A 22,937-nucleotide genomic window follows, 5' to 3' on the forward strand; every position below is an offset into this window, starting at 1 on the left:
GAAATCCGATGCGCGCGCCCGTTCTTGTTGCCCTGTCCCTGATCGCATTGGCCGGTTGCTCGCGCGAAAAGGCGCCTGACGCCCTGGAGACACGCCCCGCCGCGGCAGCTGCGCCGGTGCCGGCCGATGCTCCGGTCATCCTGGCCTTTGGCGACAGCCTCTATGCTGGATATCAGCTGGAGGCGGGGCAGAGCTATCCGGCCCGGCTGGAAGCCGCGCTGAACGCGGCAGGGATCAAGGCGCGGGTGGTCAATGCCGGGGTTTCGGGTGACACCACCGCCGCCGCGCGGCAGCGGCTGGCTTTCACCCTGGACAACCAGCCGCAAAAGCCGGCGCTGGTTCTGGTCGGGCTTGGCGGCAATGACATGTTGCGGGGCCTGCCGCCCGAGCAGACGCGTGCCAATCTCGATGCGATCCTGGCCGAACTCAAGCGTCGCAACATTCCCGCCATGCTCACCGGCATGCTGGCCGCCCCCAACCTCGGCCCCGAATACGTCACCGCGTTCAACCCGATCTGGCCGGCGCTGGCCAAAAAGTATGAAGCGGCGCTGGTGCCGTTCTTTCTCCAGCCGATCTTCGGCCAGCCCGGCCTGCAATTGCCCGATCACATTCACCCCAACGCGCAAGGCGTGGACAAGATCGTGGCCGCGACCGAACCGGCGGTTGCGCAGGCTTTGGCCAAGGCTTTGCGCAAGTAGCAATTCAACCGCGTGCCACTTCCCCGTCGTGCACGTGCCATAGCGCGGCCTGGCCGGCGATTTCGGCAAAGGGGGCCGCTTCGGTGCCTGTCATCCACACTTGCGCGCCCGAGGCGGCGAGCCGCTCGTAAAGCGCGGCGCGGCGCAGCGGATCGAGGTGGGCGGCGATCTCGTCGAGCAGCAGCAGGCGCGGGCGCGGACCGGCGGTGAGTTGGGCATGGGCAAGGACGATGGCGATCAGCATCGCCTTCTGCTCCCCGGTGGAGCAGTCCGCAGCCGGCGCATCCTTGGTGGCCAGCCGCACGGCCAGATCATCGCGGTGGGGGCCGACAAGGGTGCGCCCGGCGGCCCTGTCGCGGCGGCGGCCTTGGCGCAGCGCGGCGCGCAGGGCTTGCTCGTCGTTCGGCACGTCGCTGGCATAGGCCAAAGTGGGGCGGGCAAACGGTTGCTCGGGTAGCGTTTCGAGCACCAGGCCCAGATCGGCCACCAACTCTGCGCGAGCCGCAACGATGGCAGCGCCGGTTTCCCCCAGTTGCGCTTCCAGCGCATCGAGCCAGGCGGGATCGGGCTCCCGCTCGTCGGTCAACAGGCGGTTGCGCTCGCGCAGGGCCGTTTCATAGCGGGCGCTGACCTGGGCATGGCCGGGCAGGCGGGCCAGCACCAGCCGATCGAGGAAGCGGCGGCGGTTGCCCGCGCTTTCGGCAAAGAGGCGGTCCATCGCTGGCGTCAGCCAGGTGAGCGACAGCCATTCCGCCAGGCGTGCCGCCGGCCCTTGCGCGCCATTGATCCGCACCAGGCGCCGGCCGGGCGCGGCGGGCTGGGTCTGGGTGCCCAGCACCACTTCGCCATGCTCCATCTCGGCCACCACGGCAAAGCTGCCGTCGCCGGCCCGCGCGGCCATTTCGGCTGGCTGGGCGCGGCGCAGGCCGCGGCCGGGCGCCAACAGAGACAGCGCTTCGAGCACGTTGGTCTTGCCCGCGCCGTTTTCGCCCACCAGCACGTTGAACGCCGCCATGCCATCCAGCCGCGTGGCGGAATGGTTGCGGAAATCGCGCAGGGTCAGGCGGGTTAGCGGCATGGGCGATGCCTGGCGTGGCGCAAGGCATCGCACCACCCCCCAACCCCCTCCTCTGAAGAGGAGGGGGAGTGCGGCAGGAAAAGCCCCCTCCTCTTCAGAGGAGGGGGTTGGGGGTGGTGCAAACCTGAAGCAACGCCTGAAAACATCACCCCTGCCCACGCTCCAGCAGCCCGTGCTTTTTCAGGCAGTGGCGCAACTGGTCATAAGTCACGCCCAGGGCCTTGGCGGTCTGGCGCTGGTTATAGCGATTGCGGCCAAGGTGGTGTTCCAGGATGGCGCGTTCGTGTGCGTCGACTGCGGCGCGCAAGTCCTGAATCGTATCGAAATCGGCGCGGTTGGTGGCGTGTTCCAGCACCGTGATGCAATCATCCGCTGGCACGGCGCGGGGAGGGCTGATCGGCGCGGCGGGTTTCCACGGGCTGTCGAACGGATCGAACTGGACATGGCCGATCGGCCGGTCGGGATCGTCCCAGCGATAGACCGCACGCTCCACCACATTGCGCAATTCGCGCACGTTGCCTGGCCAAGCATAGCTTTCCATCTGCGCCGCGGCGTGCGCGGCAAAGCCGGGCCAGGTGTCCCACTGCAGTTCGGCCGCCATGCGCCGCCCGAAATAATCGGCCAGCACGGCCACGTCGCCATCGCGCACGCGCAACGGGGGCAGGGTGATCACCTCGAAGCTCAACCGGTCGAGCAGGTCGGCACGGAAGCGGCCTTGCGCGGCCATCCTGGGCAGGTCTTCGTTGGTGGCAGCCACGATGCGCACGTCCACGCGGATCGGCCGGCTGGCACCGATGCGCGTGACTTCGCCATATTCCACCGCGCGCAGCAGGCGTTCCTGCGCGCCGGTGGACAGCGTGCCCAACTCGTCAAGGAACAGGGTGCCCTTGTCCGCCTCTTCAAAGCGGCCGATCCGGGCGCGCGTCGCGCCGGTAAAGGCGCCCGCCTCGTGCCCGAACAATTCCGCCTCGATCAGGGTTTCGGGCAGGGCCGCGCAGTTCATCGTGACCAGCGGTTCCTGCCAGCGCGTGGACAGCCGATGCAGCCGTTCGGCGATCAGTTCCTTGCCGGTCCCGCGTTCGCCGATCACCAGCACCGGGCGGCGCATGGGCGCGGCGCGGCTGGCACGCTCCACCGCATCGAGGAAGGCCCCTGATTGGCCGATGAACTGCACTTCGCGATCCATGACCAACATTTGGCACAATTTCCCAAGCCTGGGCAAGATGCGCTAAATTCCCAGCCACCGTTTTTGTGAAAAAGCCTGGAAATCCGCCATTTCCACAGTTTGGCACGGGCCTTGCTGAACAGGGGACAACCGCACTGGAGTATCCCCGATGACCACCGCCCCGTTCTTCACCACCCGTCTTGGCCGCGCCGCCCTGGTCAGCATTGCCGCGATGCTGGCGATGAACGCCGTGGTGCTGGCCCGCCACATGCCCGAGTTTCCCGGCATGGCAAGCGCCATGCAGGCAGCACCTGCCGGCCATGCTGGCGTGACCACCTCGGTCGCCGCGATCACGGGGGGGCTGGCATGAATTCCATTCTCGAACCCGTGCCGCCTTTTGCATCCGGCGGCGGTTCTTCGCGCTTTGACGAAGCGTTGCGCGCAGCCCGGCAGCACCCCTCGCAGGGCAGCGGTCAAAGTGATACGAACGCCGCAAGGCCCTTTTTCAACGGAGCAAACCTGATGGGCATCTTTTCGCGCACGCGCGATATCATTGCCGCCAATTTCAACGACCTGTTGGACAAGGCCGATGATCCGGCAAAGATGATCCGCATGATCATCATGGAAATGGAAGAGACGCTGGTGGAAGTCCGCGCCTCGGCCGCGCGCACCATTGCCGATCAGAAGGAAATGCTGCGCCACGTGGCCAAGCTGGACCGGCTCCAGGCCGATTGGGCCGACAAGGCGCAGCTTGCCCTGTCCAAGGACCGCGAGGACCTGGCCCGCGCCGCCCTGATCGAGCGCAAGAAGGCCGCCGACATGGCGCAGCAGCTGCGCGGTGAAGTGGCTGTGCTCGACGACTCGATGCGCGCCTATGAGCAGGACATCGAGAAGCTGCAGACCCGCCTGCGCGAGGCCCGCAGCCGCCAGACCGCGATTGCCGCCCGCCTGGAAAGCGCGGAAAACCGCGTGCGCCTGCGCACCTTGATGACCAGCGAGCGCGTGGACGAGGCGCTGGCCCGCTTTGACCAGCTCGAACGCCGTGTCGACTATGCCGAAGGCCGCGCCGATGCGCTGACCATTGCCGAAAGCGGCCCGCCAAGCCTGGCCGATGAAATCGCCGCCCTGGCCGGCCAGGACAAGATCGACGAAGAATTGGCCGCGATGAAGCGCGCCATGGGCAAGGAGGGCTGATCGCCATGGACCTGACCCCGTTTTTTGCCCTTGTTACGCTGTTCGTCGCGCTGCCGTGGATCGTGCTGCACTACATGACGAAGTGGAAGACCGCCTCCACGCTGACCAGCGGCGACGAGCAGTTGCTGGAAGAACTCTATCGCCTCGCCCGCCGCCTGGAAGAGCGGATGGACACGGTGGAGCGCCTGGTGGCCGCCGAAAATCCGCAATTCCGCCCGGCCCGCCTGGGCGAGGCACGTGAAAGCCACCATGACGATCTCTCCGAACTCGATCGGCTGATGGCGCAGACCAAGGGGACCGTGAAATGACCGCTACCCGTACCCGTTTCTATCGTGACAAGGCCAATGGCAAGTTCATGGGCGTGTGCGCCGGCATTGCCGACTACACCGGGGTAGACGTGCTGTGGGTGCGCCTGGCGGTCATCGTCGGCACGCTGTGCGGCTTGGGTTTCCTGCCCATCGTCTATTTCGGGCTGGGCTTCCTGGCCGAAAAGAAGCCGGCCGCGCTCTATGTCGATCGGCAGGAGCAGAAGTTCTGGCAGGGCGTGCGCCAGTCGCCCGCCCGCTCGGCCCGCGAAGTGCGCGCCAGCTTGCGCGACATCGACCGCCGCCTGGCCGAGGTCGAACACTTCTATGTCTCCAGCAATCCGCGCCTGGCCCAGGAAATCGAAAGCCTGCGCTGAGCGCCTGACCATCCCATCCCGGCACTTCGAAGGGGACTGCTGCCATGGATCACGGAACACTTGCCCTGCTCATCCCGCTTGCCCCGTTCATGATCGCAGGGCTTGCGATCTGGACCCGGCACAGCCGCCGCCTGGCCGAAATCCAGGTCAATGCCACCGCCGAAAAGGCTGCGCAGTATGCGGCGCACAACCAGGCGCTGGAAGACCGGGTGCGCGTGCTGGAACGCATTGTCACCGATGGTGGCTATGACGTGGCGCTGCAGATCGAGGCGCTGCGCGATGTCAACCGCGTGACCGACGGCGAACGCGCCAGCGTTTCGGACAAGCTGCAATGACCGCCGCCGGTGCCATCGTCCTGCTGGCCTTTGCCACGCTTGCGACCTTGCTGGTCGGGCTGGTGATGGCGGCGCAGGCCTGGTCGCGCCGGATGGACCAGCGCGAACGCGAAATCATCGCGACCACCCGCGCCACGGCCGAGCAGGCGGCGCAATACGCCGCCCAGACCGCCCGCCTCGAGCAGCGCGTGCGCGTGCTGGAAGGCATGATGCAGGGCCGCGAGCCCTCGGCCTTTCCGCAGTTCAACTGACCACCCTGTTTCCAGGGCCCAGCCAAGGATATCCCCCGTGAGTTTCGGAGCCACTCTCGTTGCCATCGTGGCGATCCTGGCCTGGGCCAGCCTGCGCCACCGCCGCCACAGCGCCGGCCAGGCCGCATTCCCTGCAAGCGATCCGGCCGAAAACGCCGCCTTGGCCCGCGAAGTGGCCGCCTTGCGCAACCGCGTCGAGGTGCTCGAGCGCATCCTGACCGACCAGCGCGGTTCGATCGACCTGGCGCGCGAAATCGAATCGCTGCGCGAGCGGTGAGGTCAAAAGCGGGTTGAGATGGGGTGGTTCCCGCTTTAAGGCCCAAGGCCATGCGCACCCTTTCCGACATTCTCGAAGAATATGAATTCAGCGATGGGGACGAACGCTATCGCCTGCTGATCGAACTGGGGCGCGAGCTGGAGCCCATGCCCGATGCGCTGAAAACCGATGCCACGCTGGTCCGCGGTTGTTCGGCGGCGGTCTGGGTCTATCCCACCGAAAGCGAAGCGGGCCGCCTGCATTTCCTGGCTGACAGCAACGCGGCGATCACCAAGGGCATCATCGCCCTGGTGCTGGCCGCGGTGCAGGACCGTCCCGCCGCCGAAGTGGCCGCGATGGACGTGGCCGAAGCGCTCGCACCCTTCAACCTCAAGAACCAGCTTTCGTCCAACCGCACGCAAGGGCTGCCGAACATGATCGCGCTGGTGCGCGAACACGCGGCGCGGCTGGCTTCGGCGGGCTGAGGCGGCATGGTCCGCCGCCATCTCTGGACCGGCGCGGGCCTGTTCTTCGTGGGGTTGGGCACGGTGGGGGCATTCCTGCCGCTGCTGCCCACGGTGCCGTTCCTGTTGCTGGCGGTGTTCTGCTTTGCCCGCGGCAACCCCGCGTGGGAGCAGCGCCTGCTCGATCACCCCAAGTGGGGGCCGCCCTTGCGCGAATGGCGCACGCGCCGCGCCATTCCGCGCCGCGCCAAGAAAGCCGCGCTGGCGACGATGGCGGTGAGCGTGGCGGTGACGGCTTTTACCGCCGGATGGCCCTGGGTGCTGATCCCGGCCGGCGTCATGGTGCTGAGCGGCACATGGATATGGACCCGCGCGGAATAGGACGCCCCATGAGGATCACGCACATCTATCGCTATCCGGTCAAGTCGATGGGCGGGCAGGCGATGGAACGCGCCAACCTGACGTTGCAGGGTCTGTCCCAGGACCGGCGCTGGATGATGGTCACGCCCGAGGGGCGCTTTCTCACCCGCCGCGAATTGCCGGCCATGGCGCTGGTGCGCGCGCAGCCGCATGAGAATGGCGGCGTGGTATTGCACCATGCCGATGCGTCCTCACTGTCGGTTGCCGTGCCGACCACGGCCGAACGCCGCCTGGTCAAAGTGTGGAGCGACAGCGTGGCGGCAACACCGGCCGATGCAGCCGCCCACGACTGGCTCTCGGCGCGCTTTGGCCGGCCGGTGCACTTGGTCCACATGGGCGAGGATGTGGTGCGCGGGGTCGATCCCGCTTATGGCCGTCCGGGCGATACCGTCGGTTTTGCCGATGGATTTCCGCTGCTGGTCACGACCCAGGAATCGCTCGACGCGGTCAACGCGCAATTGCCCGCCCCCATCGCCATGGCGCGCTTTCGCCCCAACCTGGTGATCGCCGGGGCACCCGCTGCCTTTGCCGAGGATGGCTGGACCCGCTTGCGCATCGGGACGCTCACGCTGCGCCTGGTCAAGCCATGCACCCGCTGCGTGATCACCACGCAAGACCCCGAAACCGGCGAAAGCGAAGGGCGCGAGCCGCTCGCCACTCTGCGCAAGATGGGCCGGCTATGGCAGCGCCAGCCGATCTTCGGGGTGAATGCCATTCCCGATGGCGCGGGCGAGGTGGCTGTGGGGACTCTGGTGGAACTGGCCTGAGGCCTATTCCACCGCCTCGCGCAGCACGGCAATCCCCGCCGCGCGCTGGGCTTTCAGTTCCTGCTTCAACACCGCCGGATCGCGCGCGACGACAAAGCCGAAGCTGACGCCGCCTTCCTTGCCGATGGTGGCGTGGTGAAGCTTGTGCGCCTGGACCAGCCGTTTGGCATAGCCGCGCTTGGGCACCCAGCGGAACCAGCGTTGGTGCACCAGGCCATCGTGGATGAACGTGTAGATCAAGCCGTAGACCAGCACCCCCAGGCCGATCCACGTGCCCGGCCACCAGGCATGCGCACCCAGAACCAGCGGGCTGCCCACGGCGAACATCGAGATCGAGATCGCTGCGCCGACCACGGCATAGAGGTCGTTCTTTTCCAGAAAGCCATCGTGCGGTTCGTGATGATCGCGGTGCCAGGCCCAGCCAAAGCCATGCATGATATATTTATGGCTGGCCCAGGCGACCAGTTCCATGGCGGCGGCGGCGGCCAGCACGATGGCGATGGCAAGCAGGATGTCCATGGGGTTGCCCTATAGCGCTCTGCGCGCGTGGGGGCGATGCGTTTTATCGTGCATTCTTGCTGCAACCCGAACGATGCGCTCGCGTTTGGTTCAGCATCACTTTGCAAGAACCGCGGCGTTGCAGCGGAATGTTCCAGGAACGCCGCCCGCAAAGAAGGAGTGCATGCCATGAAGAAGCTGATTCTCGCCGCTCTCATCCCCGCCACCATGGGCCTTGCCGCGCCGGCCTTTGCCCAGATGCCGCCGCCGCCGCCCCCGGGTGGCTGGCACCATGGCCCTGGCGATGGCGGGTGGATGAACCCCCAGCGCAACGACGCGATTCGCCGCGATATCGATGGCCTGAGCATGGCCATTGATCGTTCGCAGCAGAATCGCACGATCTCGTACCGTGAAGCCAATGGCCTGCGCCGCGATGTCTATGGCATCAAGCGCGCCTATCGCATCGCCGCGCGCAACGGCCTGTCGCGCCAGGACGTGCACGATCTGGCGCGTCGCGTGAACGTGGTGCGCATGAAGCTGCATATGGAACGCGCCGACTGGGATCGCGATCGCTGGTGATCGCAGGCCGCCTTGCGCGGCCTCAGATAGAAAATGACATGTCGCCCCGGCCTTTCTTGCCCTTTCGTGCTTGAAATGCGCCGGGGCGATGCTTAACCGCACTAGCATGACCAGCACCGGCAAGACGCTCTACGAAAAGATCTGGGACGCGCACGTTGTGGAGAACCGCGACGATGGCACGAGCCTGATCTATATCGACCGCCACCTCGTTCACGAAGTGACGAGCCCGCAGGCGTTCGAAGCCCTGCGCCTTGCCGGGCGCAAGGTGCGCCGCCCCGATCTTACGCTGGCGGTGCCCGATCACAACCTGCCCACCACCGCGCGCCGCGATGCCGCGGGCAACCGCATTCCCATTGCCGATCCCGACTCTGCGCAGCAGTTGGCCATGCTGGAGCGCAATGCCCCCGAATTCGGCATCCGCTATATCGGTGATGCCGATGCTGCGCAGGGCATCGTGCACGTCGTCGGCCCGGAACAGGGCTTTTCGCTGCCCGGCGCCACGATCGTGTGCGGTGACAGCCACACCGCCTGCCACGGCGGGCTGGGGGCGCTGGCCTTTGGCATCGGCACGTCGGAAGTGGAACACGTGCTCGCCACGCAGACCCTGCTGCTCAAGCGCAGCAAGACCATGGAAGTGCGCGTCAACGGCACGCTGGCACCGGGCGTTTCGGCCAAGGACGTGGTGCTGCATATCACCGGCGTGCTCGGCGCTTCGGGCGGCACCGGCTATGTCATCGAATATACCGGATCGGTGATCCGCGACCTGTCGATCGAAGGACGGTTGACCGTATCGAACATGGCGATCGAGCATGGCGCCCGCGCCGGCCTGATCGCGCCCGACGAAAAGACCTTCGCCTATGTGAAGGGCCGCCCCTATGCGCCCAAGGGCGCCGACTGGGACACGGCCGTGGCCTGGTGGAAGAGCCTGGCGACGGATGCGGATGCACAGTACGACAAGGTCGTGGTGATCGATGCGGCGGACATCGCGCCTTCGGTCACTTGGGGCACCAGCCCCGAAGACGTGCTGCCGATCACCGCCAGCGTGCCCGCGCCCGACAGCTTTGCCGATCCTTCCAAGCAGGAAGCTGCGCGCAAATCGCTGGAATACATGGGTCTTGAGCCGGGTACCGCGCTCAATTCGGTGGAAATCCAGAACGTGTTCATCGGCAGCTGCACCAACAGCCGGATCGAGGACTTGCGTGCCGCCGCCGCCATCCTGAAGGGCCGTCACAAGGCAGACAACGTGCGCTGGGCGATCGTCGTGCCCGGCTCTGGCCTGGTCAAGGCCATGGCCGAGGATGAAGGCCTGGACGTGATCTTCAAGGACGCGGGCCTGGAATGGCGCGAGCCGGGCTGCTCGGCGTGCCTGGGCATGAACCCGGATAAGGTGCCCGCCGGTGAGCGCTGCGCATCCACCTCCAACCGCAATTTCGTCGGCCGCCAGGGGCCGGGTGCGCGCACCCACCTGGTCAGCCCGGCGATGGCGGCTGCCGCAGCCGTTACTGGCCGGTTGACGGACGTGCGCGAGCTGGTCTGATCGACTTTCGCAAGTCCGCCTTTGCCCCGGTGGTCAATGCGCAGACCCGCGTGCTGATCTGCGGCAGCCTGCCGGGGGAGGCGTCGCTCGCCGCGCAGCGCTATTACGCCCACCCTGCCAACCAGTTCTGGCGGCTGATCGGCGGCGTGATCGGGCAGGATCTCGTGCCGCTGGATTATCCCGCGCGGCTCGACGCGCTGCTGCGTGCCGGCATCGGCCTGTGGGACACGGTGGCGAGCGCGACACGCGCCGGCAGCCTCGATACCGCGATCCGCGCAGCGCAATTGGCGCCCTTGGCACAGCTTGCCGCCAGGCTGCCGGCCTTGCGCGCGATCGGTTTCAACGGCGCCACCGCCGCGCGCCATGGCCGCGCACAAATGGCAGATTTGCCTGACATTTCATTCATTCAACTGCCGTCAAGCAGCCCGGCCTATTGTGCCGTTACACTGGCGCAAAAGCAGCAGGCGTGGAGTTGTCTTCAGACATTCCTCGATTGAACGTTGCATTGTGCGGCAACCGGGCCAATTCTTGCGGCCCGTAACAAGGAGGAAGGCGTGTCCAAGAAGGAAAACTGGGCCGGAACGGCTGTCCTGGCAGGGGCTGCAGCGGTCGGTTCGGCGGCGCTCGCAGCCGCGCTGCTCTATAGCAACCGTCGCAAGGACCGGGCCAACAAGCCGGCCAAGGAATCTCCGCTGGGCGACAATCCCGAAACCGATTGAGCGCAGCCTTGCCCGACACGCTATTTCCGCCGTTGCGCCGGGCGCGGCGGCGGCTATAGCGGGGGCATGGAACCGGTAAACCACATCGAAGGCCGCGCCATTCCGTTCGGCCGCAAGAACATCGACACCGACGTGATCATCCCGGCCAAGTGGCTCAAGACGATCAGTCGCGAGGGGCTGGGCCGTGGCGCCTTCGAATCGCTGCGTGCCGATCCCGACAACCTGTTCGACAGCGAAACCTTCAAGGGATCGCCGATCCTGATCGCGGGCGACAACTTCGGTTGCGGTTCCAGCCGCGAGCATGCCGCCTGGGCGCTGCTCGACCTGGGCATCAAGGCGGTGATTGCGCCGTCGTTTTCCGACATCTTTTCCGGCAACGCCTTCAAGAACGGCATCCTTACCGTGGTGATGCCGCAGGAACAGGTCGATCGCCTGCTCGAAGTGGCGCAGACCGACCCGATCTCTATCGATCTCGACGCGCAGACCGTGACCACGCCGTTCCAGGATCGCTTTGCGTTCGAGATCGACGCGTTCCGCAAGCATTGCCTGCTCAACGGCCTCGACGAAGTGGGCCTGACCCTGGCGCGTGGCGACGCAATCGGTGCGTTCGAAGCGCAAGTGGCCGATGCGCGGCCGTTCCTGGCCCAGGGCACTGGCGTCCCTGCCTAAGGGTTAGCCGCGCAGCAAGCGCGCGCGGGCCATCAGTCGACTGGCTCCTCCACCGGGGCCACGTCGACGCAAACCCGCAGGCGCTGGCCGCCTCCACCATGGAACACGCCATCCATCGGCGCGACATCGGCATAGTCGCGCCCCATGGCCGTGAACACGTGGTCGGTCGAAGCGAGCACCGCGTTGGTGGGATCGAACCCGACCCAGCCCAATTCGTCGCCGCACCACAGCGCGGCCCAGGCGTGGGTGGCGTCGGCACCCACCAGGCGGGGCTGGCCGGGCGGGGGCAGGGTGCGCAAATAGCCGCTGACATAGGCGGCTGGCAGGCCATGCCCGCGCGCCGCCACGATCATCACATGGGCAAAATCCTGGCACACCCCATGGCGGGCGCGAAAGGCTTCCGCAGGCGGGGTTTCGGCCGTGGTCGCGGTGCCATCATAGGTGAATTCGTCGTGGATGGCGTGCATCAGCGCAAGGCCTGCGTCCATCACGCTGCGCTTGCCCGCCAGGATACTGCCGGCCCAGCCGACGATCTCGGGGGAAAGCGGCGTCATGGCCGACGGATAGATATAGCTCGCCGGGCCCAGCGCCGAAAGGTCGCGATGCGCGGCGGCGCAGGCACCGATCTCTGCCACGCTGGGCGTGACCGCCTCGGCCAGGTCGGCCACAGCCGGCGTCACTTCCACGCGGAACGTGCTGTCCACGTCCAGCCGATCGAGCGGCTCGCGAATGAACAGGCGGCTGCGGTTGACCAGGAAGGGCCCGGCTTCCTCTTCCATGGTCCAGGGTTGCGGCGAGACGGAGAGGCGGAACTGGCTGACCGATTGCGTGGGCCAGGGCGCGGGGCGCAGCCGCAAGTTGAACCGGGCGAGGCGGACAGGCGCGTCGTAATCGACGCGTGTTTGATGGCGAATATCGTAGATCACGCGAGCAGGCTGCCACCGGCCGGGTTTCCGGCCTTTTCGAATTGCAGGAAATAGCGGGTGGATATCGTGTCGGACAGGGTCAGCAGCCGCTGCTCCACATCAGCCAGCCGCGCGAGGTTCCAGCTGGCCACGGGCAGGCTGGACAAGGGCGCCAGGATGGCACGCGCTTCCAACAGCGGGGCTTCTGGCAGGTTGTCTTCGCCCAGCGAAGGCAGCGCTTCGATATGGCCGACCAGCGCCTGCGCCTGAAACGCCAGCGAGCGCGGATTGGTGGGGTCGAGCAGCAGCAGGTCGAGCACCGGCGCCGTGCTGGGCGCCGCCAGATAGCGCGCGCGATAGGTGATCTGGCTGTCCGACAGGTCGAGCAATACGCCCAGCGCTTCGGGTGTCTCGATCTGCGCAGACAGCGCCCGCAGCGTCTGGCATAGCGCCACTGCGCGTTCCAGGCGGCGGCCCATGTCGAGGAAATGGCGCGATGGGCCCAGCGTGAAGTTTTCCGCCAGCAGGCCAGACAGCGCGGACAGGCGCTCGATCAATTCGCGCGCGGCCCGCAACAGCGCGCCGGGGCGGTGGCCGTCCATCGGCGGCAGTGGGCGGCTGGCGATGCGCCAGAAATCGGTGGTGAAGCGATCGCGCAGAGTCAGCGCCGTGGCGCGGATCGCGGCAAACAGCGCGCCGACCGAACCGTTCATCGCCGTGTCGGCCAACGCCGCGCGGCAGGCTTGGGGCACGCTCAACCCGGCATCTTCGCGTTCGATCGCGCCCCAGCTTACCATCAGGTCTACCAGCCGCGCGATCACCTCGGGATTGTGCCCGGCGGCCGCGTCCACTTCGATCGAACTGCCAAGCACGGCGCGCACCACGCGCACGGTGGTTTCCGCACGCTCCATATATCGGCCGAACCAGAACAGGTTGTCGGCCGCCTGGCTCGCCAGGATGCCCCCGCCGCGTCGCACCGCCGGCGGGGCGCCCAGTACCGAAGGCGTGGCGCTGACCGTGGCGACATCGACGGCGGTGTCCACCACGCAGACATCGGCGGAAATATCGCCTTCGCCCATCATCGTCGTGACCATTTCGCCCGACGAGGACAGGCGGGCAAAGCCGCCGGGCATGACGCTCCATTCCCCTGCCGCATTGCGCGCCAGGAAAGCGCGCACGGTAAAGGCGCGCGGCACGAACGCTTCGTCGATCAGCGCCGGCGTGGTGGAAAGAGTAACGATTTCCTGGCCGCAATAGTCCACCGGGCGGCGCTCCATCGCAGCGAGCAAGGCCCGGCGCTGCGCGGGGCTCAGGCTGCGCCCGGCCACGGGACGGCCCTGGGCCAGGCCGGCCACTTCCACCCCGAACGCCGGGGTGATCATCAACTGGTCCAGCCGCGCGGCGACGTCCTGCGCTTCGCGGGGTTGGCCGCACCACCAGGTGGCGACGTTGGGCAGGATGGGCTCTTCGCCCAGCAGGGCCGAGAACAGGCGTGGCATGAACGCGGCAAAGGCCGGCGCTTCGAGCACTTCGGCCCCCGGCCAGTTTGCCAGGGTCACGCCGCCACGGTCCAGCGCCTCGAACAGGTCGGGCACGCCGATTGCCGATCGCGCATCGAAGCGCAGCGGATCGAGCGCGTTGGTATCGATCCAGCGCCACAGCGCGTCCACCCGCTTGGGCCCGGCGATGGTGCGCACATAGAGCCGGTCGTCGCTCACCGTCAGGTCGCGGCCTTCGACCAGGGGGAAGCCCAGGTAGCGCGCGAGATGGGCCTGTTCGGGATAGGACTGGTTGAAGCGGCCGGGCGTGAGCAGGGCGATGCGCGGGTTTTCGCGCTGGCATTCGCGGGCGATGCCGCCGCGCAGGTCGGAAAAGAACTGGGCCACGCGGCGCGCGCGCATGTCGGTGAGCAGGCTGCCGGTCACGCGCGAAAGCGCCAGGCGGTTTTCCAGGGCATAGCCGATGCCATTGGCCAGGCGCAGGCGATCGCCCAGCACGCGCCACTGCCCGCGCGGGCCGCGCGCCAGGTCTACCGCATAGACGTGGATATGCGGGCCGCTGCGTGGACCCACGCCCACCATCGATCGGGCGAAATAGCGGCTGCCGGCAATGAGCGCGGCAGGCAGATGGCCATCGGCCACCAGGCGCCCTTCGCCATAGATGTCTTCCACCACGGCTTCGAGCAGGCGGGCGCGTTGCACCAGGCCGCGTTCCACCTGGGCCCATTCCCGGGCGCCGACGATCAGCGGCATGGGCGAAAGCGGCCAGTCGCGCTCCTCGTCCTCGCCGGTCAGGCGGAACGACATGCCCAGATCGAGGATCTGGCGGCCGACCAGTTCCTGCACCGCGACGCCGGCTTCCTCGCGCAGGGCCATCAGCCCTTGCGCCGCCTGCTGCCAGGCCTGGGCCACATCGGGCGCCGCATGGCGATAGAGATCGCCCGCACCCACATCCACCGGATAGCCGGCCAGCCCCACGGGCGGGCGCCGGCCCGCCGGCGATGGCGGGGTTCCGGGCAGGGTGGCCACCGTGGTCAGGCCAGCCCGGCGGGGCGGCGCAGGTCGAGCGTCATCGGGAATTCCCCAGGCATTTCGGCCGGCGGCACCGGCAGGGGGCCGGGCGAATGGCCATGGTCCTGAAACCGTGCGCGCCGTCGCGCTTCGGCTTCATAGCCGTTGATCGGCACCGAATCGTAATTGCGCCCCCCCGGATGGGCCACATGATAGACGCAGCCCCCCAGCGAGCGCTGGCTCCAGGTATCGAAGATATCGAACGTGAGCGGCGCTTGGGGCGGCAGCATGGGATGCATGCAATTGGCCGGCAGCCAGGCCTTGTAGCGCACGCCGCCCACCGCTTCGCCGGGCGTGCCGGTATAGCTCAAGGGCACGCGGCGCCCGTTGCAGGTGATTACGTGGCGGCCCGGCACGAGGCCGGCCGCGCGCACTTGCAAACGCTCGGTCGAACTGTCGACATAGCGCACGGTGCCGCCGATCGCGCCGGTTTCACCCAGCACGTTCCAGGGTTCGAGCGCATGGCTCACTTCCAGGTGCACGCCGCCCCCTTCCACCGCGCCGTGTACGGGGAAGCGGAACTGGCGCTGCGCTTCGAACCACACGGGATCGAAATCATAGCCTGCGCCGCGCAGATCGGCCAGCACATCGAGGAAATCGGTCCACACGAAATGCGGCAGCATGAACTTGTCGTGCAACTGCGTGCCCCAGCGCACCAGCGGGCCATCCACCGGCTGGCGCCAGAACCAGGCACACAGCGCGCGCAGCAGCAATTGCTGGGCGAGCGACATGCGCGCATCCGGCGGCATCTCGAACCCGCGAAACTCGACCAGGCCCAGCCGCCCGGTGGGACCATCGGGCGAAAACAGCTTGTCGATGCAGATTTCGGTGCGGTGGGTATTGCCCGTCACGTCTACCAGCAAGTTGCGGAACAGGCGATCGACTACCCAGGCGAGCGGCTGGGGCTGATCCGGGCCGGGCACTTGCGATAGCGCGATTTCCAGCTCGTAAAGCCCGTCGTGCCGCGCTTCGTCGATGCGCGGCGCCTGGCAGGTGGGGCCGATGAACATGCCGGAAAACAGATAGGACAGGCTGGGATGGCGCTGCCAATAGATCACGAACGACTTGAGCAGATCGGGCCGGCGAATGAACGGGCTATCCAGCAAGGTCGGCCCGCCCAGCACGATGTGGTTGCCCCCGCCGGTGCCGATGGCGCGGCCATCGACCATGAACTTGTCGGCCGTCAGCCCAATTTCGCGGGCGCAGCGATAAAGCGTTTCGGTGATGTCCACCGATTCCGCCCATGAGCCGGCAGGCTGGATGTTCACTTCGATCACGCCGGGGTCGGGCGTGACTTTGAGCACCATCAGCCGCGGGTCGGGCGGTGGGGGATAGCCTTCGATGCGCACCGGCAGGCGGGTTTCCTCGGCCACGGCTTCCACGCTGGCAATCAGGTCGAGATAGTCTTCCAGCGTTTCGACCGGCGGGATGAACACGCACAAGTGATCGCCGCGCGGCTCCACGGTGATCGCCGTGCGCACCGCGCCTTCGATGGCGATGGTCTGTTCCACGCGGCTCTGCCGCACCGGGTCGGCACTGTGCCGCTCATGCCCCTGCGCCCGCGCCTCGCGGCTGCGATCCTCGTGGGACATCTCGCCGGGCGTGAGCGCGTCGCGCGTCTGCACCGCGCGTTCCACCACTTGCGCGCGGAAATCGGCCAGCGGCTCGCGTGGCTCTGCCGTGTCGCGCGGGTGAATATAGGGATAAGCCGAGGGCGGCACGTAGGGCAGCGAATTGAGCGGCAGGCGATAGCCCAGCGCGCTGTCGCCCGGCACGGCAAACAGCGCGCCGCGGCGCAGCTTCCACTTTTCCGAATACCAGTAGCCGGCGGCATGGGCACGGCGCGCCTGCCAGGGCTGTTGCCGCTGGATCGGCAGGACATGCCCCACCGGCTTGGTCAGCCCGCGCTGGAACGTGCGAACAAAGCGCTGGCGCACTTCGGGATCGTCTAGCTTGGGATCGGTGGGTTCGGTGTTCTCGGGCAGGTCCGCCTCGCGCACGATCCATTCCAGTGCGTCTTCGTAGACCGGGGCGACATTCTCGGGGGCCACGCCCAGCACGGCGGCCGTCTCGCGCAGGAACAGCGCGGCGTCGTCTGCATCCACGCCGGTGACGCTGTCATCGGGCAGGCGATCGCCGGCGATCAGGCTTTCATCGCGCCAGATCGGCACGCCGTCCTTGCGCCAATAGATCGAATAGCCCCAGCGCGGCAGGCTTTCGCCCGGATACCACTTGCCCTGGCCGTGGTGCAGCAGCGATCCCGGCGCAAAGTGATCGCGCAGCTTGCGGATGAGCCGGTCGGCGTACCAGGCCTTGGTGGGCCCCACCGCGCTGCTGTTCCATTCGGGCGCCTCGAAATCGCCATCGGCCACGAACGTGGGTTCGCCGCCGATCGTCAGGCGCACGTCCTGGTTGGCAAGGTCGGCGTCGACTTTTTCGCCCAGCGCATCGAGCGCGTCCCAGCGCGCATCGGTGAACGGCTTGGTGATGCGCACCGCTTCGGCAATGCGCGAAACCTGCATTTCGAAATGGAAATCGGAATGCACCGGTTCCAGCACCACACCTTCGATCGGCGCGGCGGAGCGATAGTGCGGCGTGGCGCAGAGCGGAATGTGTCCTTCGCCAGCAAACAGTCCCCAGGTGGCGTCCAGTCCGATCCAGCCCGCGCCCGGCAGATAGACTTCGGTCCAGGCATGCAGGTCGCACACGTCCTGCGCCACGCCGGCCGGGCCATCCACCGCGGCAATATCGGGCGTCAACTGGATCGAATAGCCCGAGACGAAACGCGCGGCAAAGCCCAGGCGGCGTAGCAGATGCACCAGGAGCCAGGCCGAATCGCGGCACGATCCGCTGCCCACGTCGAGCGTTTCCTCAGGGCTTTGCACGCCCGGCTCCATGCGGATGACATAGCCGACCGCCTGGTTGACCGCCTGGTTGATCGCCACCAGGAAGTCGATCGTGCGCCCCTCGTGGCCGGTAAAGCGCGCCAGCAATTCATCGAACAGCGGGCCTTGCGCTTCGGTTTCAAAGCAGGCGGCCAGATCGGCTTTCAGTTCCTCTGCATAAACAAAGGGATAGGTTTCGGCATATTCCTCGACAAAGAAATCGAACGGATTGATCACCACCAGATCGGCAAGCAGGTCGACCGAGATTTCGAAGTGATCGATCGGATCGGGAAAAACCACCCGCGCCAGCCAGTTGCCATAAGGGTCCTGCTGCCAGTTGATGAAGTGATTGGCCGGGCTGATCTTCAGCGAATAGTTCGGCACGGCAGTGCGGCTGTGCGCCGCCGGCCGCAATCGGATCACCTGCGGGCCCAATCGAACCGGCTTGGAATAGGTATAGCGCGTGAGGTGATGGAGGCCCGCCTTGATCATAAGACGGGAGGGTGCCCCAATTCATGCTGCGCTGCAACGCACAATCCGCTGGCGTGCGATCAATCCGTGTCTGCGTGGGCAGGGCGGCCGCCATAGGCCGGGATCGCCAGTTTCCAGCGGATCGCGGCGGCACGCAGGGCAAACCCGGCCAGTGCCGATACCGCCCAGACCCAGCCCTTGGGCAAGTGCAGCGCCTGTCCTGCCGAACAGAGCGCTGCGGCAAGGGCTGCGGCGGTGACATAGAGTTCGGGCCGCATGATGATCGACGGGCGCCCGGCAACACAATCGCGGATCACCCCGCCCACGCAGCCCGTGATCACGCCCATGATGAAGGCCGGAACGGGAGGGATGCCATAGGCCAGCGCCTTGGTTGTGCCCAGCACGGCATAAGCGCTGAGCCCTACGGCATCGGCCCATTCCAGCGCGGCGCCGCGCCACCAGCGGTGCGGCGTGATCCAGCACACCACCGCCATGGCCAGGCAGACCAGCGCCACCCAGCGATCGTGCACCCAGAACACTGGCGCTCCGATCAGCAGATCGCGCACCGAGCCGCCGCCCACACCGGTGATCACTGCGAAAAAGCACATCGTCACCAGAGTCTGCCGCATCCGCGCGGCCACCAGTGCGCCCGACAGCGCAAACAGCGCGATACCCGCCAGGTCTGCCACGCCGATCACGGCGGGCAGGGCCGGGGCCACCGCGTGCGGCAACGCGCTGGGCAGGGACGATGGCAAGGACGTGGGCAGCGAGGGGACCAGCGGCATGGACCATGCCATGCCTTGTGGTTCACCGCATGTCGAGGCTGACCGTCGCCGTTCCCGTTCCTTCCACCGGCAGGTAGAGGCCCTGGCCCGCGGCCTTGAGACGGCCGGTGCGCACATCCTCGATCCGTGCGCGGATCACGAAATCGCCGGTGCGCTTGTCAGTCAGGGCGCGGTCGATCTTGGCCATCAGCTTGGCATAGTCGCGCTCGAAGTTCTGGGCGAGCGCGGCAGCGATGGTTTCCGAAAGACCTGGCGCGTTGGCCAGGCTCAGCAGCACGTCGGTGCCGGTGCTGTCGGTCACGCCCGAAACGGCAAGGTCGGCAAAGCTGACGACGCGCGAATTCGGCGCGTTGACCGGGGTGCCGGTCAGCCAGACGGTGCCGTGCGCGCCATTGGCGGCAAACTGTACGCCCACCGCCACCTTGCCGCCGGTGGTGCCATAGCAGGTCACCTTGCCGAACTGCGCCGTCACCGCCCCCAGGCCGGGAACATCGAACGGGCGGGCCGATCGCTTGACCAGCGCCCGCGCGATGACCGGTTCCAGTTCGCGATAATCGGCGATCACCGGAATGACGAACAGCATCCGCCCTGGCGCGCCATCAAGGGTGTGGAGCGGCGGCAGCGGGGCCGGGGTGGGATCGGGCGGACGGTTGCCGACGAAGGTTTCGGTTTGCGCCTGCATGCCCAGCTTGAGCACCAGTTGCCGCCCTTCCACGGCATAGCCGCCATAGCGCAGATCCTTGGGCGTGACGCGCATCCACACCGGCGGATTGGCGTGGTTGAGTTCCAGCGACGTAAACGCGCTGGCCCAGGCCTTGCCGATCTGGCGATCGAGATGCAGCTTGTCCAACTCGCTGGGCAGGGTGCGTTCCAGCTTGTCGATCACGCCCTTGAGCTTGGCATCGGCCTTGCTGGTGAACGTGATGCGCTGTCCGAGAAAATCGATGCCCGGCGCGTTGGTCCAGTCATAGTGGATATCGAGCGTGGCGCGTGGCTTCCAGTCGCGCGTCAGCGACAGGCGCACATGCGCGCGCACCACGGCATCGCCGGTGGCGGTTTCCTGCTTGAGCACGCCGGCAATGTCGCGCGCGCGCACCGTTGCGTGCATCGGCAGGGTGATCACCAGGTCCTGCCCTTGTCCGGCCAGCGTGATCGGACCGCGCGCCACGTTGCCCACGACGCGGCATTCCACGCGAGGCGTCTTGATCTTGACGCCCAGCACTTGGACTCGCTTCGACGCCAGGCAATCCTGGCCCGGCTGGTCGATCGACCACAACTCGCGCGGCACGGCCTGTTCGAGCGCGGCGCTGAGTTCATCGAGGCGGGCAACGATCGGCACGGCAATGGTGGAGGCCTGGGGCGGCAGGCTGATGGCGTCTGTGGCCCGCGGCGGCGCCTGGTTGGCCGGGCGGTGATGGCAGGCGACAAGCGGGATCGATGCGGCCAGCGCCACTACGCTGCCGATCAGGAGAGAACGTTTCATGTGCAGTTGCCCCGTTTGGGCAGGACTACGCGCCAACGCCGGGCAAAGTTCCCAGCGCCATGATCGCGCCACAATCGACGTTCAGTTTCAGCACGTTGCGGATGGAGCCAAGCCGCCATGCCTATCGATGCACCACCTGTCGCACCGATTTCTGCCCCCGCCTCGTCCGCACCGCCTGCGGCCCAGGGCCAATCCTTCGACCTTGCGCGGCTCAAGCCGGAAGAGGCGCGCTGCGGCAGTCCGGCGGCCGATGGCGCGATCGTGGTCTGTGCGGTGGATCGGGAAAAGTTTCGCGTCCATCCCCTGACCGGCCCTTTCGCCGATCAGGCGCCACCCGTGGCGCAACTGCAATTGGCGCCTGGCGTCAAGGCCCAGGCCGAAGCGGAACAGCGCGCCGTGGGCGGCGGTGTCAGCGTTCCTTCGGCCATGGTTTGGATGAAGATAGATTTCTAGCGTGCGATGACAAAAAGTGGGTGCCGGTTTTTGGCAGTAAATCGCACGATAACAAAAACCTAGATCACCATGACGTTTCCGTGAAACGTTATCGTGCTCTAGCGCTTGGAAGGGCTGCCTGGCGTCGCACGACGTGGCAGGTGGCGGGCCCGGCAGCCCTTCCTGCGTCAGGTCAACGCGGGCACTTCACGAACTTGCCCTTGTGGCCCTTGCAAACCTTGCGGGGCGCCGGCTTGGCTGGCGGGCACTTGATGAACTTGCCCCTGGCATCCTTGCACGGCGCGGCCTGGGCCACCATCGGCGTGGCGGCAAGCGCCACAGCGGCGGCAAAGGCGATCGTCAGACGGTTCATACGATGCTTCTCCTTGGTAAGCTCCCCTGCTTGCCTGCCTCGTAGATGGGCGGCCCCAGAAGTCACGTAAACAACTGTCAAGCATAGCCTATTTTACAAAGCTGCACGTCTTGTTGCGGCGCGTTGCCAGGGGCCACCAACAAGCGGGCCAAGAAAAAGGCCGCGCCCGGTTGCCCCGGCGCGGCCTTGTTCAATGCGCTCGCCGCCCAACGGCGGTGCGTCGATCAGATGTGGATCGGCTTTTCGCGGATGCCCATCGCCGCTTCCTTCAGCGCTTCCGAATGGGTCGGGTGCGCGTGGCAGGTATAGGCGATGTCTTCCGAGGTTGCGCCGAATTCCAGGGCCAGGGCCGCTTCGGCAATCATCGTGCCGGCCACCGAGGCAATCGCCCACACGCCCAGCACGCGGTCGTTCTGCGCATCGGCGATCACCTTCACGAACCCGTCGGGCTCGTGATTGGTCTTGGCGCGGCTGTTGCCCAGCATCGGGAACTTGCTGACCTTGATCTTGGACTGGTCGCCGCCGGCCTTTTCCAGCGCGGCTTCCTGCGTCAGGCCCACCCCGGCAAATTCGGGGAAGGTGTAGACCACGCCGGGGATCACGTCGTGGTTCACGATGCCCGTGAGGCCTGCGATGTTCTCGGCTACGGCAATGCCTTCGTCCTCGGCCTTGTGCGCCAGCATCGGGCCCGGAATCACGTCGCCGATCGCCCACACGCCATCAACCGCGGTGCGGAAATCGTGGTCGGTCTCGATCTGGCCGCGCGCGTTGGGCGCAAGGCCGATCTTGTCGAGGCCCAGGCCCTCGGTGTTGGGCCGGCGGCCGATGGCCACCAGCACGCAATCGGCCTCGATGGTTTCGGCAGCGCCACCGGCCGAAGGCTCGACCGTCAGCGTCGCCTTGCCACCGTCCACCGCCACGCCGGTGACCTTGGTCGAAAGCTTGAGCGCCATGCCCTGCTTCTTGAAGATCTTGGCCGCTTCCTTGCGCACGTCGCCGTCCATGCCGGGCAGCAGCTGGTCAAGGTATTCCACCACGGTGACCTTGGCGCCCAGGCGACGCCACACCGAGCCCAGTTCCAGGCCGATCACGCCGCCGCCGATCACCACCAGGTGATCCGGCACGCGGGTCAGCGCCAACGCGCCGGTCGAATCGACCACCACGCCCGCGTCGTTGTCCACGCTCACGCCCGGCAGCGGGGTGACCGAAGAGCCGGTGGCGATGACGATGTGCTTGGCCGAAACCTTCTGCCCCGAGACGGTGACGCTGTGCGCGTCTTCGAAGCTGGCATAGCCCTTGAGCCAGGTGACCTTGTTCTTCTTGAACAGGAATTCGATGCCGCCGGTCAGGCTCTTGACCGAATCCAGCTTCTGCTGCTGCATCGTGGCCAGGTCCAGCTCCACCGGGCCGGTCTTGATGCCATAGCTGGCAAAGGTGCCGTTGACGGCTTCCTCGAACTTTTCCGAACCGTGCAGCAGTGCCTTGGACGGGATGCAGCCCACGTTGAGGCACGTGCCGCCCAGGGTTTCGCGCCCATCGGCACAGGCGGTCTTGAGGCCCAGCTGGGCCGCGCGGATCGCCGCGACATAGCCGCCAGGGCCAGCGCCGATCACCAGGACATCATAATCGTATTCAGCCATTGCGGCCTCCTGTTCGCGCGCCCCTGAAACTGTGGCGGGACTGGCGCGACTTATCACACAAGTTCGCTGCTATGCACGCCT

General features: G+C 66.8%; 27 protein-coding genes. 17 read left to right on the plus strand and 10 right to left on the minus strand.

The annotated features are described in order from the left end of the window. Window positions 1–8: 8 nt before the first annotated feature. Complete coding sequence (locus tag R9J51_RS09420; RefSeq protein ID WP_179504302.1) at window positions 9–698, plus strand: arylesterase; 690 nt, start codon at window positions 9–11, stop codon at window positions 696–698. 4 nt (window positions 699–702) lie between these two features. On the opposite strand, the gene recF is transcribed toward R9J51_RS09420, so the two are convergent. Beyond that, the gene (gene recF / locus R9J51_RS09425; protein WP_179504303.1) at window positions 703–1,776 is read right to left on the minus strand and encodes a DNA replication/repair protein RecF; all 1,074 of its coding nucleotides are present in this window, start codon (window positions 1,774–1,776) and stop codon (window positions 703–705) included. Between the two features lie 145 nt (window positions 1,777–1,921). After that, window positions 1,922–2,962 carry a phage shock protein operon transcriptional activator gene (gene pspF / locus R9J51_RS09430; RefSeq protein ID WP_179504304.1) on the minus strand — a complete coding sequence of 347 codons (1,041 nt, stop codon included), beginning with the start codon at window positions 2,960–2,962 and terminating at the stop codon, window positions 1,922–1,924. Window positions 2,963–3,110: 148 nt separating this feature from the next. Between pspF and R9J51_RS09435 the strand changes: the two genes are divergently transcribed. The 10 genes from R9J51_RS09435 to R9J51_RS09480 are packed head-to-tail and all read left to right on the plus strand — an operon-like array spanning window position 3,111 to window position 7,310. Next, window positions 3,111–3,311 (plus strand): hypothetical protein, encoded by a 201-nt coding sequence (locus R9J51_RS09435; RefSeq protein ID WP_169473886.1) that lies wholly within the window; start codon window positions 3,111–3,113, stop codon window positions 3,309–3,311. Further along, window positions 3,308–4,135 carry a phage shock protein PspA gene (gene pspA / locus R9J51_RS09440; protein ID WP_168554299.1) on the plus strand — a complete coding sequence of 276 codons (828 nt, stop codon included), beginning with the start codon at window positions 3,308–3,310 and terminating at the stop codon, window positions 4,133–4,135. The genes R9J51_RS09435 and pspA overlap by 4 nt, the downstream gene beginning before the upstream one ends. A 5-nt stretch (window positions 4,136–4,140) precedes the next feature. Further along, window positions 4,141–4,443, plus strand: a complete 303-nt coding sequence (gene pspB, locus R9J51_RS09445; protein WP_168554300.1) for an envelope stress response membrane protein PspB — start codon at window positions 4,141–4,143, stop codon at window positions 4,441–4,443. Continuing rightward, window positions 4,440–4,817 (plus strand): envelope stress response membrane protein PspC, encoded by a 378-nt coding sequence (gene pspC / locus R9J51_RS09450; protein ID WP_168554301.1) that lies wholly within the window; start codon window positions 4,440–4,442, stop codon window positions 4,815–4,817. The genes pspB and pspC overlap by 4 nt, the downstream gene beginning before the upstream one ends. A 44-nt stretch (window positions 4,818–4,861) precedes the next feature. Next, a complete protein-coding gene (locus R9J51_RS09455) occupies window positions 4,862–5,152 on the plus strand; it encodes a hypothetical protein (protein WP_179504306.1) in 291 nt (96 codons plus the stop codon). Further along, entirely contained in the window at window positions 5,149–5,403 is a 255-nt protein-coding gene (locus R9J51_RS09460) for a hypothetical protein (RefSeq protein WP_168553769.1), read from the plus strand. Before R9J51_RS09455 ends, R9J51_RS09460 begins: the two co-directional genes overlap by 4 nt. Before the next feature lie 37 nt (window positions 5,404–5,440). Then, a complete protein-coding gene (locus tag R9J51_RS09465; protein ID WP_169473894.1) occupies window positions 5,441–5,680 on the plus strand; it encodes a hypothetical protein in 240 nt (79 codons plus the stop codon). 50 nt (window positions 5,681–5,730) lie between these two features. After that, window positions 5,731–6,144, plus strand: a complete 414-nt coding sequence (locus R9J51_RS09470; protein ID WP_168554304.1) for a SufE family protein — start codon at window positions 5,731–5,733, stop codon at window positions 6,142–6,144. A 6-nt stretch (window positions 6,145–6,150) separates the two neighbouring features. Next, window positions 6,151–6,504, plus strand: coding sequence for a YbaN family protein (locus R9J51_RS09475; RefSeq protein WP_169473896.1), 354 nt, complete (start codon window positions 6,151–6,153; stop codon window positions 6,502–6,504). Between the two features lie 8 nt (window positions 6,505–6,512). Beyond that, window positions 6,513–7,310 (plus strand): MOSC N-terminal beta barrel domain-containing protein, encoded by a 798-nt coding sequence (locus tag R9J51_RS09480; RefSeq protein WP_179504307.1) that lies wholly within the window; start codon window positions 6,513–6,515, stop codon window positions 7,308–7,310. A gap of 3 nt (window positions 7,311–7,313) precedes the next feature. On the opposite strand, the gene R9J51_RS09485 is transcribed toward R9J51_RS09480, so the two are convergent. Beyond that, window positions 7,314–7,829 carry a sterol desaturase family protein gene (locus tag R9J51_RS09485; protein ID WP_168554307.1) on the minus strand — a complete coding sequence of 172 codons (516 nt, stop codon included), beginning with the start codon at window positions 7,827–7,829 and terminating at the stop codon, window positions 7,314–7,316. Between the two features lie 168 nt (window positions 7,830–7,997). On the opposite strand from R9J51_RS09485, the gene R9J51_RS09490 reads away from it, so the two are divergent. The 5 genes from R9J51_RS09490 to leuD all read left to right on the plus strand — a co-directional run bounded on the left by R9J51_RS09490 (window position 7,998) and on the right by leuD (window position 11,312). Then, window positions 7,998–8,387 (plus strand): hypothetical protein, encoded by a 390-nt coding sequence (locus R9J51_RS09490; RefSeq protein ID WP_179504308.1) that lies wholly within the window; start codon window positions 7,998–8,000, stop codon window positions 8,385–8,387. Window positions 8,388–8,493: 106 nt separating this feature from the next. Then, a complete protein-coding gene (gene leuC / locus R9J51_RS09495; protein WP_179504309.1) occupies window positions 8,494–9,924 on the plus strand; it encodes a 3-isopropylmalate dehydratase large subunit in 1,431 nt (476 codons plus the stop codon). A 29-nt stretch (window positions 9,925–9,953) separates the two neighbouring features. Beyond that, complete coding sequence (locus R9J51_RS09500; RefSeq protein WP_432787960.1) at window positions 9,954–10,421, plus strand: DNA-deoxyinosine glycosylase; 468 nt, start codon at window positions 9,954–9,956, stop codon at window positions 10,419–10,421. A gap of 57 nt (window positions 10,422–10,478) precedes the next feature. Continuing rightward, window positions 10,479–10,643: an isopropylmalate isomerase gene (locus R9J51_RS09505; protein ID WP_248290243.1), complete on the plus strand. Its 165-nt coding sequence runs from the start codon at window positions 10,479–10,481 to the stop codon at window positions 10,641–10,643. A gap of 66 nt (window positions 10,644–10,709) precedes the next feature. Then, window positions 10,710–11,312 (plus strand): 3-isopropylmalate dehydratase small subunit, encoded by a 603-nt coding sequence (leuD, locus tag R9J51_RS09510; RefSeq protein ID WP_168554309.1) that lies wholly within the window; start codon window positions 10,710–10,712, stop codon window positions 11,310–11,312. Between the two features lie 32 nt (window positions 11,313–11,344). Here the strand turns inward: leuD and R9J51_RS09515 are convergent, their stop codons facing one another. Genes R9J51_RS09515 through R9J51_RS09535 form a run of 5 tightly spaced genes read right to left on the minus strand, consistent with a single transcriptional unit; the run spans window position 11,345 to window position 20,411 of the window. Further along, window positions 11,345–12,238, minus strand: coding sequence for a transglutaminase-like domain-containing protein (locus R9J51_RS09515; RefSeq protein WP_179504310.1), 894 nt, complete (start codon window positions 12,236–12,238; stop codon window positions 11,345–11,347). After that, entirely contained in the window at window positions 12,235–14,754 is a 2,520-nt protein-coding gene (locus R9J51_RS09520; protein ID WP_432787989.1) for a circularly permuted type 2 ATP-grasp protein, read from the minus strand. Before R9J51_RS09520 ends, R9J51_RS09515 begins: the two co-directional genes overlap by 4 nt. Further along, a complete protein-coding gene (locus R9J51_RS09525; protein WP_179504311.1) occupies window positions 14,751–18,164 on the minus strand; it encodes a transglutaminase family protein in 3,414 nt (1,137 codons plus the stop codon). The genes R9J51_RS09520 and R9J51_RS09525 overlap by 4 nt, the downstream gene beginning before the upstream one ends. Window positions 18,165–18,223: 59 nt before the next feature. Continuing rightward, on the minus strand, window positions 18,224–18,928 hold the full coding sequence (locus R9J51_RS09530; RefSeq protein WP_168554312.1) for a trimeric intracellular cation channel family protein: 705 nt from the start codon (window positions 18,926–18,928) through the stop codon (window positions 18,224–18,226). Window positions 18,929–18,950: 22 nt separating this feature from the next. Further along, window positions 18,951–20,411 carry a DUF4403 family protein gene (locus R9J51_RS09535; RefSeq protein WP_179504312.1) on the minus strand — a complete coding sequence of 487 codons (1,461 nt, stop codon included), beginning with the start codon at window positions 20,409–20,411 and terminating at the stop codon, window positions 18,951–18,953. A gap of 117 nt (window positions 20,412–20,528) precedes the next feature. Between R9J51_RS09535 and R9J51_RS09540 the strand changes: the two genes are divergently transcribed. After that, window positions 20,529–20,864 carry a hypothetical protein gene (locus R9J51_RS09540; RefSeq protein WP_179504313.1) on the plus strand — a complete coding sequence of 112 codons (336 nt, stop codon included), beginning with the start codon at window positions 20,529–20,531 and terminating at the stop codon, window positions 20,862–20,864. Between the two features lie 172 nt (window positions 20,865–21,036). On the opposite strand, the gene R9J51_RS09545 is transcribed toward R9J51_RS09540, so the two are convergent. Both R9J51_RS09545 and lpdA read right to left on the minus strand, forming a co-directional pair. Next, window positions 21,037–21,216 (minus strand): hypothetical protein, encoded by a 180-nt coding sequence (locus R9J51_RS09545; RefSeq protein WP_179504314.1) that lies wholly within the window; start codon window positions 21,214–21,216, stop codon window positions 21,037–21,039. A gap of 224 nt (window positions 21,217–21,440) precedes the next feature. Continuing rightward, a complete protein-coding gene (gene lpdA, locus R9J51_RS09550) occupies window positions 21,441–22,856 on the minus strand; it encodes a dihydrolipoyl dehydrogenase (RefSeq protein WP_179504315.1) in 1,416 nt (471 codons plus the stop codon). Window positions 22,857–22,937 lie beyond the last annotated feature (81 nt).

The sequence above is a fragment of the Novosphingobium rhizosphaerae genome (genome assembly GCF_050920675.1).
Taxonomy (GTDB): Bacteria; Pseudomonadota; Alphaproteobacteria; order Sphingomonadales; family Sphingomonadaceae; genus Novosphingobium; species Novosphingobium rhizosphaerae.